Source organism: Rhizobium sp. EC-SD404, from assembly GCF_902498825.1.
Taxonomy (GTDB): domain Bacteria; phylum Pseudomonadota; class Alphaproteobacteria; order Rhizobiales; family Rhizobiaceae; genus Georhizobium.
Window position 1 is genome coordinate 3,423,493 of the sequence record NZ_LR701459.1, and the last position, 16,065, is coordinate 3,439,557.

Here is a 16,065-nt window from a genome sequence, read left to right on the forward strand (position 1 = left end):
GTCGTTTTTCGGATCGCAGCCGCACGCCTTGCGCACGGCCGGTTCCACGAATGGCCGGGCGTGTACGCGTCGCAGAATGCCCTGTCAAGCAAGGCCGAATGACGCTCGAAGCGGTTGAACCGTTAGGAAGCGATGCTCGCCATGAGCGCCTTCTTTTCCCTCCGGCGTTGGACCGACGAGGGAATATTCATCGATTCCCGATACTTCGCGACGGTCCTGCGGGCGAGATCGATGCCCCGATTCTTCAGCACTTTGACGATGTCGTCATCGGAAAGAACCGCATCTGCCTCTTCCGCTCCGATCATTTTTCGAATCGTCTGGCGTACCGCCTCGGCCGAATGGGCATCGCCCCCTTCGGAGGATGCGATCGAGACTGTGAAGAAGTATTTCAGCTCGAACACGCCGCGGGGCGTCATCATGTATTTGTTCGAGGTGACGCGACTGACGGTCGATTCATGCATGCCGATCGCGTCGGCGACCGCGCGCAGATTGAGCGGCCGCAGATGGCTTACGCCGTGCAGAAGGAATGCGTCCTGCTGGCGGACGATCTCGCTCGCCACCTTCATGATCGTTCGGGCGCGCTGATCCAGGCTGCGCGTCAGCCAATTCGCGCTTTGCAGGCATTCGGCGAGGAAGGCCTGATCTTCCGGCTTTTTGCCAGCGATGCGGCTTACATGGGCGTAATAGGTCTGGTTGACGAGAACGCGCGGAAGCGCATCGGGGCTCAGTTCCACGTGCCAGCCGCCCTCCGCAGCCTGCCGGACCATGACATCGGGCACGATCGTTTCGACGCTGCCCTTCTGAAACGCCAGGCCCGGCTTGGGATCGAGCGCGCGGATCTCGCCGAGCATGTCGAGAATATCCTCGTCGTCGACACCGCAAAGCTTGCGCAGCGCTGCGAAATCCCGTCGCGCCAGCAATTCGAGGTTTTCCAGCAGGCATGCCATGGCCGGATCGTGTCTATCGCGCGCTTTGAGCTGAAGCGCGAGGCATTCTTTCAGCGAACGGGCGAAAAGCCCGGGCGGATCCATGCGCTGCAACCGATCGAGGACGGCAGCGATCACGTCTTCCGAAACGTCAAGTCGTTCCGCCATCGTGCCCGCATCGAAATCAACATAGCCCGCATCGTCGAGATGGTCGGCGATCTCGGCGGCGATGACGCGATGGACGGGATCGGCGATGGACAGCGCGATTTCCGCCTCGACATGATCGCGCAGCGTCGTTGCCGCCGCCACGAACTCGTCGAGATCATGGACGTCGCCGGCACCGGACCCGTTCGCGCCCGGCATCGACTTCCAGCTGTCGAGAAACTCGGGGGACGCGGCTTTCTGCGGCTCGCCGTCGTCTGGGAAGATGTTGTCGTAATTCGCGTCCAGGCGCTCGGACACGAACTCGCCGTCCGGCGTCAGGCCGTCTTTTGCCCAATCTGCATCGCCATCGGCGAGGCCGCTGTCACTGCCCGCGCCATCGCGGCTGTCGCCCTCGTCCGACCGGCGCTCGTTCGATCGGCCGAAATCGTTGGCGGGCAGGTCGCCGTCGTCGCCCGCCAGCTCCAGCAGCGGGTTCTTTTCGACTTCCTGCTCTATGAAACGGTTGAGCTCGATATGCGTCAGCTGCAACAGCCGGATCGACTGAATGAGCTGAGGGGTCATCACCAAGGATTGGCTCTGGCGCAGTTGCAGGCTTGCCGACAGTGCCATGACTGAAACGAACTCCCGAAACGCTACGCTCCGTGCGCGTTTCCGCACGGCAAATTCAATGTGGCCCAAAAATTGCCTTTTTCCCGATCCGGGTCAAGCAAAAGCAGATTTCTGCGACATTGTGCTTAAAGCGTAAACTGTTCGCCCAGGTACAGGCGGCGAACATCGGGGTTCGCGACGATTTCATCCGGCCGGCCATGCGTCAGTACGGCGCCCTGGTGGATGATGTAGGCACGGTCGATGAGGCCGAGGGTCTCGCGCACATTGTGGTCGGTGATCAAGACGCCGATGCCGCGCTTTGTCAGGTGGCGGACGAGATTCTGAATGTCAGCCACCGCGATCGGATCGACGCCGGCAAAGGGTTCGTCGAGCAGCATGAAGGTCGGGTCGGAGGCGAGTGCGCGGGCAATTTCGAGGCGACGCCGCTCGCCGCCGGAAAGCGCGATGGACGGCGACTTGGCAAGATGGTCGATATGGAATTCTTCCAGCAGCGAGGCGAGTTTCTCCGACCGCTTCTTCCGGTCGGGCTCCACCACCTCCAGCACGGCGCGCACGTTTTCCTCGACGCTCAAGCCGCGAAAGATCGACGCCTCCTGCGGAAGGTAACCGACGCCAAGGCGAGCACGGCGATACATCGGCATCTGCGTCACGTCGAAACCATCGATCTCGATCGTGCCCTTGTCGACCGGAACGAGGCCCGTAATCATATAAAAACACGTCGTCTTGCCGGCACCGTTCGGCCCGAGCAGGCCAACGGCCTCGCCGCGACGCACACCCAGGGACACGCCGTTGACGACGGCGCGCGACTTGTAGCTCTTGGTCAGCCCCCGCGCGATCAACGTGCCCTGGTAGCGCGCTTCGGATGGCGCATTGCTATCGCGCGCAGGCGGCGCTCCCCGGTCGAAGAGAGAATTGAGCAAGTGGATCGGTCCTTGAGGCCGTTATTCTGAGGGCCGCGAGGCTGGGTTCAACTGGATCTGCACCCGGTTCCCGCAGCTTTCGAGGCGTGCATTGCCGTTGGCGACCTCGACCGTCAGCTTGCAGCCGACGAGGACATTGTCGCCTTCCGACAGGACGACCCTGTCGCCGGATAATGTCAGGATTTCGTTCGACATGTCATAGGTTCCGGCATCGGCCGTCGCCGTCTGCTCGCCGGACTGGAGAAGCACGTCGTTGCGCAACTCGATCCGGTCGATCGCCGCCGTTCCAGTCGAGACCGAACCGCTGTCGCCGCTGTAGAACACGGTCATGGCGCCCGATTTCAGCACCATTTCGCCCTGCACGACATTCACATTGCCCGTGAAATCGGCGCGGCCGTCGCTTTCGCTGACCTGAAGCTCATCGCTTTCGATCTGGATCGGCTGGTCCTCTGACAAAGCGAATCTGGAGCTTTGCCGCTCGACGGTTTGCGCTTGAAGAGATGGCGCCGAACAGGCCAGCGCCACAAGGACAAAGCCTGCATAACGGGTAGGACGAGCGAGCAACGAAGTATAAAAATTCATGGGGGACATATCAGTCGGCGCTTTCTTCGCGGCTGCTTAGCGTCGACGGATCGATAATCATCCGCACGTCACGCTCGAAAACTATGATCGCGCCGTTATCCCTGATCCGAACCGACTGCGCAACAAGAGACGTCTTGCCATTACGGATGACAACGCCGTCGTTGGTTTCCATGGCACCGACACCCATGTCGAACCTGGCGGATTGAAGATCGACTTCAAGTCCCCCTGTCGCACGCACGGTGAAGGGTGCATCGAGCACCAGCGTTTGGAGCAGGCGATCGTAGACCCCGCGTTCGGCCTCGACGCTGGCGATCTCATCATCATCGCCGACCGGCAGTTCCGCGTTGATCTCGCTCAAAGTTATGACGTCCGGCGTGGCGACATTCTGCGTGGCGCGCGCGGCATTCATGCTGAAGGTTCGCTGACCGTCGTTCTGACCGGAGAGCGCCGGATTTTCCATGACGATGACACCATTCTCCATCGTCATGCGGTCGAAAACGATGTCGGCGGGCGCGACACGAAAAGCGATCGAGGCGACGACGAACGCGATCGCCAGGCCGATCGAGACGACGGGTAGCACTATTTTCAGTCGCTTGACCCAGGCGGAATGGCGCTGACCCTTGCGGTATTCGCGCGCAGCACGGCTCACTTCCGCGCCGCTCCCGTCTGCCATCGCATCACCCATTGCTGCCATTTTCGCCGCTCTTGTCATCCGTCAAAGTCCGACCTTGTGCGCCAATATGGTTATTTTGCCGTTGACCGACCAGTCGATGGCGGCGCTTGAGCGATATTTCCCTCGCCGTCATGGCGCGGCGGTTGCGGCTCTGGTATGGAAACCGGCCACGTGATCACGTGAAAGGATTGTTATCTTGGACCAATCTGGCATCGCCGATCGTCGGCGGCTCAGGCGCAAACTGACTTTTTGGCGCGTTGTCGGACTGCTGGCCGTCGTGCTGCTCGTCTTTGGCCTCACCTACGCCGGTGGGTTTGCCGAACGCGGCGAGAAGGCGCAGTCGCATATCGCACGTGTGATGGTTTCGGGCGTGATCACCGCGAATGAAGACCTTCTGGACCGGCTCGAGGACGTACGCGACGATCCAAACGTTCGGGCCGTTATCATCGGCATCGAGTCTCCCGGCGGGACCACCTATGGCGGTGAGGTTCTTTATAATGCGGTGCGTGAAATCGCAGCCGTCAAACCCGTGGTTGCCGAAGTGCGCGGGCTTGCCGCTTCTGCCGGCTACATGATCGCGAGCGCCACGGACCACATCGTCGCTGGCGAGGCCTCCATCGTTGGCTCGATCGGCGTGATCTTCCAGTATGGCAATGTCTCCGAGCTCCTCGACAATATCGGCATCAGCGTGGACGCCGTGAAGTCGTCGCCTCTCAAGGCAGAGCCTTCGCCCTTTTCGCCGGCCAACCCGGAGGCCGAGGAAATGATCGGCCGGCTCGTCGCCGACTCCTATGACTGGTTCGTGGATCTGGTCGCCGAACGGCGCGACATGACGCGACCCGAAACGCTCGCCATCGCCGACGGGTCGATCTTCACGGGGCGCCAGGCGCTTCAGAACGGCCTCGTCGACGCGATCGGCGCAGAGGCAGAGGTTCGCGCCTATCTCGGCACGCGCGACGTCGACACCGATCTCGACATCGTCGACTGGGAGCCCGAAGGATCGGGCGGCTTTTTCTTCGGCCAGGCAGCGGCCGGCCTCATCGGTGGATTGTTCGGCAATTCCGCGCTTGGAAGCCAGGTTGTGTCAGCATTTACCGATCAGAAGTTGTTTCTTGACGGTCTGACCTCGGTTTGGCAGTTTGGCGGGCAACAAGCACGAGACGACTGGGGGAATACACCGTGATAAAGTCGGAGCTGGTGCAGATCATTGCGTCTCGTAATCCGCACCTCTTCCACCGCGACGTTGAAAACATCGTCAATGCGATCCTGGACGAGATCACCAATGCTCTGGCCGATGGAAATCGCGTCGAACTGCGCGGTTTTGGCGCGTTTTCGGTAAAGAACAGACCGTCGCGCTCCGGCCGGAACCCGCGTACGGGTGAAACCGTTTTCGTCGAAGAGAAGTGGGTCCCCTTCTTCAAGACCGGCAAGGAACTGCGTGAGCGCTTGAACCCCGATCAGATCGACTGAAAGGGTTCATCCAAGCCGCTGATCAAGAGGCTTGCTCGGCTCACCAGTCATTACCAAGAGGCGCTTTCGCGTGAGAAAACTCGTCAACATCCTCATTCTGTTGCCCATCGCCGTGATCCTGATCGCTTTGTCGATCGCGAACCGTGGGGCCGTGACGCTGGCGCTGAACCCATTTGCGCCCGATGACAGCGTTCTGTCGATCAGCGGCCCGTTCTTCGTCTTTCTCTTCGTGGCGCTGATGCTCGGCATCCTGATCGGCGGCCTGGCCACGTGGTTCACGCAAGGCCACTACCGCAACCGCGCCCGCAAGCAGCGCTACGAAGCTGCAAAGTGGCATAATGAGGCGGATCGGCAGCGCGAACGTGCCAACGATCTCGCCCGCCAGACGGGCGGGTCCTCATCGAATTCTTTGACAAGCGGGTCCGGATCGACCTTGCCTGCCCGGACGTGATCTTCTGCCCGCCATTCTGCCCCTGATTTTGGAAGTGCGTTCTTCATGCGCGTGATCTCTGCCAGCGAAGTCGACCGTGCGCTCAGCTACAATGCCCTTGCCGGTGCGCTTGCCAAGACCTTTGCGGAGGGCGTTCAGGCGCCGACGCGCCACCACCACACGATCGAACGACCCGACGGCGCGGACACGACGCTGCTCCTGATGCCGGCCTGGAGCGATTTCAACGCGCGGGGCACGTCAGCCGACGGCTATATCGGCGTGAAGCTCGTCACCGTAAGCCCGGACAACAACGCGCTCGCCAAACCCGCCGTCATGGGCGTCTACATTCTCTCCGACGGGCAGACCGGCGAACCGCTCGCGCTAATCGACGGGCAGGCGCTGACGGTCTGGCGCACCGCAACCGCATCGGCGCTCGCCGGCCGCTATCTCGCCCGCAAGAACGCAAGCCGCATGGCGATGCTCGGCGCCGGCCGCCTCGCTCCCCATCTCATCCGCGCCCATGCCGCGATGCGGCCGATCTCGCACGTCACCCTGTGGAACCGCAGCCGCGAAAACGCCGATGCGGTCGCCGAGGCGCTGCGCGACGATCCCTTCGAGGTTCGTGTCGTGGAAGACCGGGAGGAAGCGATCCGCGATGCGGATATCATCTCCGCCGCGACGATCTCGGAGACGCCCTTAATCGAAGGTCGATGGCTGAAGCCGGGCGCGCATGTCGATCTCGTCGGTGCGTTCACGCCGAAGCTTCGGGAGAGCGATGACGAAACGGTTCGTCGGGCGACAATTTTCGTCGATACGTTCGACGGCGCGCTCAAGGAGGGCGGCGATCTCGTCCAGCCAATCGAAGCAGGCCTCGTTTCGCGCGACGACGTGAAGGCCGATCTCGCCATGCTCGCAAGCGGCGCCCATCCCGGGCGCACCTCCGACGATGAAATCACGCTCTTCAAATCGACCGGCTGCGCGCTCGAAGATTTCGCTGCCGGCATTCTGGTCTACGAGACGATTACACGCGACACGTGAGGCGCGCCATCACTCCTGTTTTTGCCGAAGTACCGCGAACGCATTCGCCCGCGACCGCAGATGGTCGGGGCGAGCCCGACCACGACGATGGCACGCCTCAGGCCTGGGCATTGGCGTTGGCGTTGGCGCCGCTGACCACTTCGTTGAACTTGGCGAAGAACTGGCCGGCCAGCTTCTTGGCGGTGCTGTCGATCAGGCGAGAGCCCATCTGGGCGATCTTGCCACCGACCTGGGCCTTGCAGTCGTAGTTCAGCACCGTCTCGGTCCCGTCCTCCTCGAGCGACACGTCGGCACCGCCCTTGGCGAATCCGGCGACGCCGCCCTTGCCTTCGCCCGAGATCGTGTAGCCCTTCGGCGGGTCGATGTTTTCGAGCGTCACGTTTCCGTTGAAGGTCGCGGTCACGATGCCGATCTTCAGCTTGACCGTGGCGGCCATGGCGTTGTCGCCGGTCATTTCGAGTGACTGGCACCCCGGAATGCACTGACGCAGGATTTCCGGGTCGTTCAGGGCCTCCCACACCTTCTGACGCGGTGCCTGGATGCGTTCGCTGCCGTTCATTTCCATGAAGCCGTCCTCCGCGCTTTCACTTCGATTTCCGGGCCTTTCTTGCAATTCGCCGGGCGCTTTGCCAAGAGGGAGCGCAAGAGAATGCCTTAAAGTATGAGCCCGGCCATTTTGCGGCCCGCTCGCCCATGGATCCGCCCTTGAGTGCAAAGACACGCCGCAGTCGAAGCAATGCGCCTGCCGAAGACGCGCAGAAACCGCCGCTTGCGGAACGTCCGCTGACGCAACGTCGCGGCGCGCGTCCGGCCGAGCGTGTGCCTGTCATTCTGGAAAGCGAAGGATCCGACGGTTACCGGCTCGTCGACAGCGGCATGGGCGAGAAGCTGGAGCAGTACGGCCCCTACCGGATCGTCCGGCCGGAAGCGCAGGCGCTCTGGCAGCGCAGCCTGCCGGCAAAAGACTGGGATCAGGTCGACGCCGTCTTCACCGGCGACACCGAAGAAGACGGCATGGGGCGCTGGCGCTTCCCGAAGACGCCACTCGGCGAAACCTGGCCGATGAAGCTGCTGGACGTCGATTTTCATGGCCGCTTCACTGCGTTTCGCCATGTCGGCGTCTTCCCCGAACAGATGGCGCACTGGTCGTGGATGGCCGAGCGCATCGCGTCTGCCGATCGGCCGCTCAAGGTGCTCAACCTCTTCGGGTATACGGGTGTTGCCTCGCTGATTGCGGCGGCCAATGGCGCGGAGGTCACCCATGTGGATGCCTCCAAGAAAGCGATTGGCTGGGGCCGCGAAAACCAGGCGCTCGCCCGGCTCGACGACAAGCCAATTCGCTGGATCTGCGACGACGCGATGAAATTCATCGCCCGCGAGGAGCGGCGCGGCAACCGCTACGACATCATCCTGACCGACCCGCCGAAATTCGGCCGCGGGCCAAATGGCGAGATCTGGCAGCTTTTCGACCATCTCGCGCTGATGCTCGACATTTGCCGCGAGCTCTTGAGCGAGCGGCCGGAAGGCCTCGTGCTGACGGCCTATTCCATCCGCGCGTCGTTCTATTCGATCCATGAGCTGATGCGCGAGACGATGCGCGGCGCCGGCGGCACGGTGGAATCGGGCGAGCTGATCCTGCGCGAAAGCGAAGCGGGCCGCGCGCTTTCGACCTCCCTCTTTTCACGGTGGCTGCCGCAATGAACGAACGCCGCCGCATCGGCCAGGTGAAGGAAGTCACGAGCCTTACCAATCCGCTGATCAAGGACATTCGCGGGCTTACCCAGAAGAAGAACCGCGAGGAAAGCGGGCAGTTTCTGGCCGAGGGCTTGAAGCTCGTCATCGATGCTCTCGATCTCGGCTGGACGATCTCGACGCTGATCTACGCCAAGAACGCCAAGGGGCGCCCGCATGTGGAGCCAACGGCGCTGAAGGCGCTGAACGCCGGTGCGCTGGTGCTCGAAGTCAGCGAGAAGGTGCTGTCGACGATCACGCGGCGCGACAATCCGCAGATGGTCGTCGGCGTGTTCGAGCAGCGCTATGGCAAGCTCGACCGGCAGACGCCGGGCAAGGGTGAGACCTGGCTTGCGCTCGACCGTGTTCGCGATCCCGGCAATCTCGGCACGATCATCCGCACCGCCGATGCGGCGGGCGCGTCCGGCATCGTTCTGGTCGGCGAAACCACCGATCCCTTCGCGCTGGAGACGGTGCGGGCCACCATGGGCTCCATCTTCGCCGTGCCGCTGTTTCGAGCCTCGGTTCCTGATTTCCTCGCCTGGTGCGGAAAGCTCAAGGCGCCGCTCGTCGGCACACATCTCGAAGGCGCGGTGGACTACCGGACCATCGACTTCAAGAAGGCACCGACCATCCTCTTGATGGGCAACGAGCAGCAGGGCCTGCCGCCGGAACTGTCGTCGGCTTGCTCGGCGCTCGCGCGTATCCCCCAGCAGGGCCGTGCCGATTCTCTCAATCTTGCCGTTGCGACCGGGCTCATGCTCTTCGAGGCGCGCCGGCATCTTCTTTCCCTGGAGACATGACCCCGATGGCCAAGCCAACCGCCCTTTCCCGGCCCTTGCCGGCGCTTGGCCTTCTGGCGCTGCTGATTGCCGCCGACCAGGCGATCAAGCTGTGGGTCGAAGCGGCGCTGCCGCTGCAGCAGCCGATCGAACTGTTGCCGATGCTGGCGCTCTTCCGCACCTACAACGAAGGCATCGCGTTCTCCTTCCTCGCCGGTCAATCGGAATGGACGCTGGTTGCCGTGACGACCCTGATCGTCTGCTTCGTCGTCTATCTTTGGCGGTCGACCGCGCCCGACCGCTTCTTCGCCCATCTCGGCTATGCGCTGATCGTCGGCGGCGCGATCGGCAATCTCATCGACCGGGCGGCCTACGGTCACGTGGTCGATTATATCCTCGTCTATACCGAGACCTGGTCGTTTGCCGTCTTCAACCTGGCCGACAGTTTCATCACCGTCGGCGCGGTTTCGATCGTGCTCGACGAGGTTCTTGCATGGCGGCAGGGCCGGACCACTCCGAAAGATCAAGCCGAATAAGGTTTCGCATCGGGCAAGACGCGCCTATCTCTGGCAGACGATCGCAAGCGAAGGAGGAAGCGCATGCAGGAGCCGTTCAAGGCCATCGTCGTCTCGCGCGATGAGAACAAGAAGCAGTCGGTGGCGATCACCGAACTCACCAATGCCGATCTGATGGAAGGCGACGTCGTCGTCGAGGTCGAGGCGACCACCGTCAACTACAAGGATGGGCTTGCCATCACCGGCAAAGGCCCGGTCGTGCGCCGCTGGCCCATGGTTCCCGGCATCGATGCCGCCGGCACGGTCGTTTCCTCTACTGGATCCGAATTCAAGGCAGGCGACAAGGTCCTGCTCAACGGCTTCGGCGTCGGCGAAACCCATCTTGGGGCTTATGCCCGCTACATGCAGCTCAGCAGCGACTGGCTGATCCCGCTGCCGGAGGGCATGAGTACCCACGACACGATGGCTGTCGGCACTGCAGGTTACACGGCGATGCTCTCCGTCATGGCGCTCGAGCGCCACGGGATCACGCCGGCATCCGGGCCGATCGCTGTGACCGGTGCGAATGGCGGAGTCGGCACGGTCGCGATCGCGCTCCTCTCCAAGCTCGGCTACGAGGTGATCGCCTCGACCGGTCGCCTGGGCGAAGCCGACTTCCTGAGATCGCTCGGCGCAACCGAGGTGATCGACCGGGCGGAGCTCTCCGAACCCGGCAAGCCGCTCGGCAAGGAGCGTTTCGCCGGCGGTATCGACGCCGTTGGCAGCCATACGCTGGCCAATCTGCTGGCGCAGACCCGCTATGGCGGCGTGGTCGCGGCTTGCGGACTTGCCCAGGGCATGGACCTGCCGACCACGGTCGCCCCCTTCATCCTGCGCGGCGTCACGCTTTGCGGGATCGATTCGGTGATGGCGCCGAAGGCGGTGCGCATCGAGGCATGGCGTCGCATCGCCAAGGATCTCGACATGGAGAAACTAAAGGCGATTTCGAAGACGATCGGCTTTGAGGATATCATCGGCGCCGCAACCGACATTCTCGACGGCAAGATCCGCGGCCGAGTCGTCGTCGACATGACCATCACCTAAGACGCAAGCGCTGTGCAGCTCGTCGTTTACCCGACCGCTGCCAGCGGCTAGACCGGTGCCATGATCATTCTCGCCCTCGATTCTTCGGCCAATCTTTGCGCCGCGGCTTTTCATGATGCGTCCAGCGACACCACGCTTGGACGTGTCGTGGAGGATATCGGCCGAGGCCATGCGGAACGGATGATGGCGGTGATCGAAGCGGCACGGGCCGAGGCCGGCATTACTCTCAAACAGATCGATCGGATCGCCGTGACGGTTGGCCCTGGCTCGTTCACGGGCATCCGCGTGGGTGTCGCGACCGCGCGCGGGCTGGCGCTGGCGCTTGGCCGCCCTTCCGTCGGCGTTACGACCCTGGAGGCTCTGGTCCCAGGAGCTGAGCCCCAAGACACGCCGGTCATGGCCGTTCTCGATGCTCGACGTGACGAAGTGTTCGCGCAAATCTTCGCGACCGATGGCACGACGCTGACCGATCCAGCCGCACTGTCCCTGGCGGAAGCGGCGGATCTCGCGACACGCCATGATGCTCGCCTCATGGGATCCGGCGCGCCTCCCGTCGCTGCCCTGATGGGCCGGCCGGAGCGCGTGATCTCCGAAGCTGGCATGGTCGAGATTCTGGACGTCGCCCGCATCGGCGCGCGCAAGCCCGCTGGCGCGCCACCGGCCCCGCTCTATCTGCGGTCGCCCGATGCCAAGCCGCAGGAAGCCTATCTCCTGGCGCGGCAGGAGCGGTTGGCCCAATGATCGGTGGCTTCTTCACCCGCACCGCCGACGTCGAGATCGTGCCGATGGAGCCATCCGATTGCGACCGCGCGGCCGAGCTTCACGGCGCAAGCTTTTCGCGTCCCTGGAGCGCCGACGAAATCGACGTACTCCTGACGCAAACCAACGTGCACGGTTTCGTCGCGCGTCAGTCGCCTTCTGGACGCGGATCCTTTGCCGGCTTCATATTGCTGCGCACCGCTGCCGACGAAGCCGAAGTGCTGACGATTGCGGTGCGCGAGCGATTCCGCAGCCAGGGGATCGGCTGGCGGCTGATGCTTGCCGGCATCCGGCAGATGCGCCAGGAAGGCGTCGCCTCGATCTTTCTCGAGGTCGATGCGGGCAACCTGCCGGCAGTTGCGCTTTACCGGCGCCTCGGCTTCATCAAGGTCGGCGAACGCGAGGCCTATTACAAGGCTGCCGATGGCCGCCGGACGACGGCGCTTGTCATGCGGCTTGATCTGATTTAGTGCGGCAAACATTCGCCGATCGTGCTCTGACGGTGGGTGGTCAATGCGAGGATCGGAGCGTTCGTGACCAGCGAGACAAAACCACTGGAAGAACGCTGCGCCGAGCGCGGCATGCGCATGACGGAGCAGCGCCGCGTCATCGCGCGCGTGCTCGACGGTGCCGACGATCACCCGGACGTGGAAGAACTCTACCGCCGTTCGGTTATCGTCGATCCGAAAATCTCCATATCGACCGTTTACCGCACCGTGCGCCTCTTCGAGGACATCGGCATCATCGAGCGGCACGATTTCCGTGACGGTCGCTCGCGCTACGAGACGGTGCCGGAAGAACACCACGACCATCTGATCGACCTCAAGACTGGCCAGGTGATCGAATTCCATTCGCCCGAGATCGAGGCGTTGCAGGAACGGATCGCTCGCGAGCACGGTTTCAGGCTCGTCGACCATCGGCTCGAGCTTTACGGCATCCCGCTCAAGAAGGGCGACGTCTGAGAGTGCGCACGCGCTCGGCACTTAAGCCAGCCCAGAAGACGAGAGTGCGATGATCGGCTGGCTGCGCCTCGTCTATGTAGCCCTCGCCTTCCTTGCCGTCACCGCGGTTCTTTTGCCGCCTCACCTTTTCGCCCTCTGGCTGGATCACCCTCTCGCCCGCCGCATTCCGCGGCTGTGGCACCGGCTGATGTGCCCGGTTCTCGGGCTGAAGGTCACGATGCGCGGCGCGCCGCATTCGAACGGTCCGCTGATGCTGATCTCGAACCACGTGTCGTGGCTCGACATCATCGCACTCGGGTCCGTCGCGGATGTCGCCTTCATCGCCAAGTCGGAAGTGAAGGATTGGCCGGTCTTCGGGCAGCTGGCGCGCTGGCAGCGCTCCATCTTCGTCGAGCGGAGCCAGCGGCGCTCAACCGGCAAGCAGGTCAACGCCATCACGGCGCGCCTGGAGCGGGGCGAGATTGTCGTGCTCTTCGCCGAAGGCACGACGTCGGACGGCAATCGCGTTCTGGAGTTCAAGTCGTCCCTGCTCGGCGTCGCCCGTCAGGCCGGCGAGGACGCCCATGCCGGCGTGGTGCTGCAGCCCGTGTCGATCGCCTATAACCGCATCCAGGGCCTGCCCATGGGACGGCGACATCGTTTCCTCGCCGCATGGCCGGGCGACGTCGAGCTCCTGCCGCACCTGCTGACGGTGCTGCGCGAAGGCGCGATCGACGTTGAGATCTGCTTCGGCAATCCGAGCGAGGTTTCCGATGCCCGCAGCCGCAAGGTTGTCAGCCGGGCACTGCGCGACGAAGTGGAGACGATGCTGGCGGAAGCGCTTCGGCGCTAGAATCCGCGCTTTTGCCGTCGCTGCCATTTTCATCCGGGCCCAGACCGACTAAATAGCCGCCATGCGATCATCGAGCACGCCATTGGCCAACACCCCGTCGATTTTAGAAACAGCGCCCGCGCCTTCGGATTCCAATCAGCGCAAGGTCTATGTGAAGACCTATGGCTGCCAGATGAACGCTTACGATTCCGACCGCATGGCGGACGCGCTGGCGAAGGATGGCTATAGCCGAACCGAGCGGCCGGAAGACGCCGACCTCTATCTGATCAACACCTGCCACATCCGCGACAAGGCCGCAGAAAAGGTCTATTCCGAACTTGGCCGCCTCGCCAAGCAGAAGGCGAAGGCCGAACCCGGCGCCAAGAATTTCCTCGTCGGCATCACCGGCTGCGTCGCCCAGGCTGAAGGCCAGGAAATCTTCCGCCGCGCCCCGGTGGTCGACCTCGTCGTCGGGCCCCAGACCTACCACCGCCTGCCCGAGATCGTCAGCGAAGCGCGCGCCGGTCGTCGGGTCGTCGATACCGATTACGCGATCGAGGACAAGTTCGCGCATCTGCCGAGGCCGGATCGCAAGATTGTCCAGGCCCGCGGCGTGACGGCGTTTCTCACCGTCCAGGAAGGCTGCGACAAGTTCTGCGCCTTCTGCGTCGTCCCCTATACGCGCGGCTCGGAAGTCTCCCGATCGGTGGCGCAAATCGTGGCCGAGGCGGAAGCGCTTGCTGAAGCAGGCGTTCGCGAACTCACCCTTCTCGGCCAGAACGTCAATGCGTGGCACGGTGCGGGCGCGGATGGCCGGCAATGGGGGCTCGGCGAGCTTCTCTTCCGGCTGGCCGAGGTGCCCGGCATCGCCCGCCTGCGATATATGACGAGCCACCCCCGCGATATGGACGATGCGCTGATCGCTGCCCATCGCGACCTGCCGCAGCTGATGCCGTATCTCCACCTGCCCGTGCAGTCCGGATCGGATGCGATCCTGAAGGCGATGAACCGTCAGCACAAAGCGGATGACTATCTGCGCCTGCTCGACCGAATTCGCGTTGCGCGGCCCGATATCGCGCTTTCGGGTGATTTCATCGTCGGATTCCCCGGGGAAACCGATGCGGATTTTGAGGCAACTCTCAGCCTGATCGAGACTGTGGGCTATGCGGCCGCCTATTCGTTCAAATATTCGGCTCGGCCCGGAACGCCGGCAGCGGAAGCTACGGAGCTGGTGCCCGAAGAGTTGAAGTCGGAACGGTTGCTGCGCCTGCAAGCTCTTGTGACGAAGCAGCAGTATGCGTTCCAGCAGGGCTGCGTCGGCAAGGTCGTCGACCTTCTTCTCGAAAAGCCGGGGCGCCACGCCGATCAGATGGTTGGACGCTCTCCTTGGCTGCAACCAACTATTGTTAATGCAAAGGCCGGTGCAATCGGCGACATTATCAAAGTGCGAATCACGGCAAGCGAGGCCAACAGTCTCTTTGCCGAATGCATCCAAGGCTGATAGTTTGTCCGTGAGTTGAGCGAAAGGAGCCCCACCGCTTGCAAGCGCACGATCCCGTCCTGACACCGCCGGATAGCCGCGCCTCTGGCGCCTCCGACACCACCCACATCGTGCTCACTTTCGAAAACAACAGACTTGCAAGCGCGCTGTTTGGCCAATTCGACCAAAATCTCGCTCTCATCGAGCAGAAACTCGGCGTCGATGCCCGCGCCCGCGGCAACCAGGTCGCTATTCGCGGCGACGCCGTGGCGACAGACCAGGCGCGCAAGACGCTCGATTTTCTCTATGACCGCCTTCAGGCGGGCAGCGAGATCGCCGCTTCCGACGTAGAAGGCGCGATCCGTATGGCGATCGCCGCCGACGATCAGCTGATTCTCCCGACCATGGAACGCAAGGGCAAGATGGCGCTGGCGCAGATTTCGACCCGCAAGAAGACGCTGGTTGCGCGCACGCCGACCCAGGACGCCTATATCCGCGCCATGGAACGCAGCGAGCTCGTGTTCGGCATCGGGCCTGCCGGTACCGGCAAGACCTACCTCGCGGTCGCGCACGCAGCCCAGCTTCTGGAGCGCGGCGCGATCGATCGCATCATCCTGTCCCGTCCGGCGGTCGAAGCCGGCGAGCGGCTCGGCTTTCTTCCAGGCGACATGAAGGAGAAGGTCGACCCCTACCTTCGGCCGCTCTATGACGCGCTTTACGACATGATGCCCGGCGACAAGGTCGAGCGCGCGATCACGGCGGGCGTCATCGAAATCGCCCCCCTCGCCTTCATGCGCGGTCGCACGCTGACCAACGCCGTCGTCATTCTCGACGAGGCGCAGAACACCACATCGATGCAGATGAAGATGTTTCTGACGCGTCTCGGCGAGAACGCCCGCATGATCGTCACCGGCGATCCGAGCCAGATCGATCTTCCGCGTGGCGTGAAGTCCGGCCTGGTCGAGGCGCTGCGCATCCTGAAGGGTGTCGAAGGTGTGATCACTTGTCGCTTCCGCGACGTCGACGTGGTTCGCCACCCGATGGTGGCCCGCATCGTCCGCGCCTACGACGCCGACAGCACCATGATTGACGAAAGCGGCAAGCCCGATCCGAGATGAGCGCCGTTGAG

Annotated in this window: 19 protein-coding genes; 14 read left to right on the forward strand and 5 right to left on the reverse strand. The window is 63.0% G+C overall.

The window, feature by feature from the left end:
- Nucleotides 1–122: 122 nt before the first annotated feature.
- The 4 genes from rpoN to GC125_RS17365 all read right to left on the reverse strand — a co-directional run bounded on the left by rpoN (nucleotide 123) and on the right by GC125_RS17365 (nucleotide 3,896).
- Complete coding sequence (gene rpoN / locus GC125_RS17350) at nucleotides 123–1,700, reverse strand: RNA polymerase factor sigma-54 (RefSeq protein WP_151986798.1); 1,578 nt, start codon at nucleotides 1,698–1,700, stop codon at nucleotides 123–125.
- A gap of 125 nt (nucleotides 1,701–1,825) precedes the next feature.
- Complete coding sequence (lptB, locus tag GC125_RS17355; RefSeq protein ID WP_286165555.1) at nucleotides 1,826–2,620, reverse strand: LPS export ABC transporter ATP-binding protein; 795 nt, start codon at nucleotides 2,618–2,620, stop codon at nucleotides 1,826–1,828.
- A gap of 21 nt (nucleotides 2,621–2,641) precedes the next feature.
- Complete coding sequence (locus GC125_RS17360; protein ID WP_286165556.1) at nucleotides 2,642–3,076, reverse strand: LptA/OstA family protein; 435 nt, start codon at nucleotides 3,074–3,076, stop codon at nucleotides 2,642–2,644.
- Between the two features lie 136 nt (nucleotides 3,077–3,212).
- A complete protein-coding gene (locus tag GC125_RS17365; RefSeq protein ID WP_151986801.1) occupies nucleotides 3,213–3,896 on the reverse strand; it encodes an LPS export ABC transporter periplasmic protein LptC in 684 nt (227 codons plus the stop codon).
- A 175-nt stretch (nucleotides 3,897–4,071) separates the two neighbouring features.
- On the opposite strand from GC125_RS17365, the gene sppA reads away from it, so the two are divergent.
- From sppA to lhpI, 4 genes are all read left to right on the forward strand, one after another.
- On the forward strand, nucleotides 4,072–5,058 hold the full coding sequence (sppA, locus tag GC125_RS17370; RefSeq protein WP_151986802.1) for a signal peptide peptidase SppA: 987 nt from the start codon (nucleotides 4,072–4,074) through the stop codon (nucleotides 5,056–5,058).
- Nucleotides 5,055–5,345 (forward strand): integration host factor subunit beta, encoded by a 291-nt coding sequence (locus GC125_RS17375; RefSeq protein ID WP_151986803.1) that lies wholly within the window; start codon nucleotides 5,055–5,057, stop codon nucleotides 5,343–5,345. The genes sppA and GC125_RS17375 overlap by 4 nt, the downstream gene beginning before the upstream one ends.
- Nucleotides 5,346–5,415: 70 nt before the next feature.
- On the forward strand, nucleotides 5,416–5,796 hold the full coding sequence (locus GC125_RS17380) for a DUF1049 domain-containing protein (RefSeq protein WP_286165557.1): 381 nt from the start codon (nucleotides 5,416–5,418) through the stop codon (nucleotides 5,794–5,796).
- Between the two features lie 45 nt (nucleotides 5,797–5,841).
- Nucleotides 5,842–6,813, forward strand: a complete 972-nt coding sequence (lhpI, locus tag GC125_RS17385; protein WP_151986804.1) for a bifunctional Delta(1)-pyrroline-2-carboxylate/Delta(1)-piperideine-2-carboxylate reductase — start codon at nucleotides 5,842–5,844, stop codon at nucleotides 6,811–6,813.
- Nucleotides 6,814–6,910: 97 nt separating this feature from the next.
- On the opposite strand, the gene GC125_RS17390 is transcribed toward lhpI, so the two are convergent.
- Nucleotides 6,911–7,378 (reverse strand): SRPBCC family protein, encoded by a 468-nt coding sequence (locus tag GC125_RS17390; RefSeq protein WP_151986805.1) that lies wholly within the window; start codon nucleotides 7,376–7,378, stop codon nucleotides 6,911–6,913.
- Between the two features lie 128 nt (nucleotides 7,379–7,506).
- On the opposite strand from GC125_RS17390, the gene GC125_RS17395 reads away from it, so the two are divergent.
- The 10 genes from GC125_RS17395 (at nucleotide 7,507) to GC125_RS17440 (ending at nucleotide 16,054) form a co-directional block, all read left to right on the forward strand.
- Nucleotides 7,507–8,514, forward strand: a complete 1,008-nt coding sequence (locus tag GC125_RS17395; RefSeq protein WP_151986806.1) for a class I SAM-dependent methyltransferase — start codon at nucleotides 7,507–7,509, stop codon at nucleotides 8,512–8,514.
- Entirely contained in the window at nucleotides 8,511–9,347 is an 837-nt protein-coding gene (locus GC125_RS17400; RefSeq protein ID WP_151986807.1) for a TrmH family RNA methyltransferase, read from the forward strand. Before GC125_RS17395 ends, GC125_RS17400 begins: the two co-directional genes overlap by 4 nt.
- 5 nt (nucleotides 9,348–9,352) lie before the next feature.
- Nucleotides 9,353–9,862 carry a signal peptidase II gene (gene lspA / locus GC125_RS17405; protein WP_502706071.1) on the forward strand — a complete coding sequence of 170 codons (510 nt, stop codon included), beginning with the start codon at nucleotides 9,353–9,355 and terminating at the stop codon, nucleotides 9,860–9,862.
- 63 nt (nucleotides 9,863–9,925) lie between these two features.
- Nucleotides 9,926–10,924, forward strand: coding sequence for an acrylyl-CoA reductase (NADPH) (gene acuI / locus GC125_RS17410; protein ID WP_151986809.1), 999 nt, complete (start codon nucleotides 9,926–9,928; stop codon nucleotides 10,922–10,924).
- A gap of 60 nt (nucleotides 10,925–10,984) precedes the next feature.
- Nucleotides 10,985–11,665 (forward strand): tRNA (adenosine(37)-N6)-threonylcarbamoyltransferase complex dimerization subunit type 1 TsaB, encoded by a 681-nt coding sequence (tsaB, locus tag GC125_RS17415; RefSeq protein WP_151986810.1) that lies wholly within the window; start codon nucleotides 10,985–10,987, stop codon nucleotides 11,663–11,665.
- Entirely contained in the window at nucleotides 11,662–12,153 is a 492-nt protein-coding gene (gene rimI / locus GC125_RS17420; protein WP_151986811.1) for a ribosomal protein S18-alanine N-acetyltransferase, read from the forward strand. Before tsaB ends, rimI begins: the two co-directional genes overlap by 4 nt.
- Before the next feature lie 111 nt (nucleotides 12,154–12,264).
- Entirely contained in the window at nucleotides 12,265–12,645 is a 381-nt protein-coding gene (locus tag GC125_RS17425) for a Fur family transcriptional regulator (RefSeq protein WP_151988040.1), read from the forward strand.
- Between the two features lie 49 nt (nucleotides 12,646–12,694).
- Complete coding sequence (gene olsA / locus GC125_RS17430) at nucleotides 12,695–13,477, forward strand: lyso-ornithine lipid O-acyltransferase (protein ID WP_151986812.1); 783 nt, start codon at nucleotides 12,695–12,697, stop codon at nucleotides 13,475–13,477.
- 61 nt (nucleotides 13,478–13,538) lie between these two features.
- Nucleotides 13,539–14,957 carry a tRNA (N6-isopentenyl adenosine(37)-C2)-methylthiotransferase MiaB gene (gene miaB / locus GC125_RS17435; protein WP_151986813.1) on the forward strand — a complete coding sequence of 473 codons (1,419 nt, stop codon included), beginning with the start codon at nucleotides 13,539–13,541 and terminating at the stop codon, nucleotides 14,955–14,957.
- Nucleotides 14,958–14,995: 38 nt separating this feature from the next.
- Nucleotides 14,996–16,054, forward strand: coding sequence for a PhoH family protein (locus GC125_RS17440; RefSeq protein WP_151986814.1), 1,059 nt, complete (start codon nucleotides 14,996–14,998; stop codon nucleotides 16,052–16,054).
- The last annotated feature ends 11 nt before the right edge of the window (nucleotides 16,055–16,065 follow it).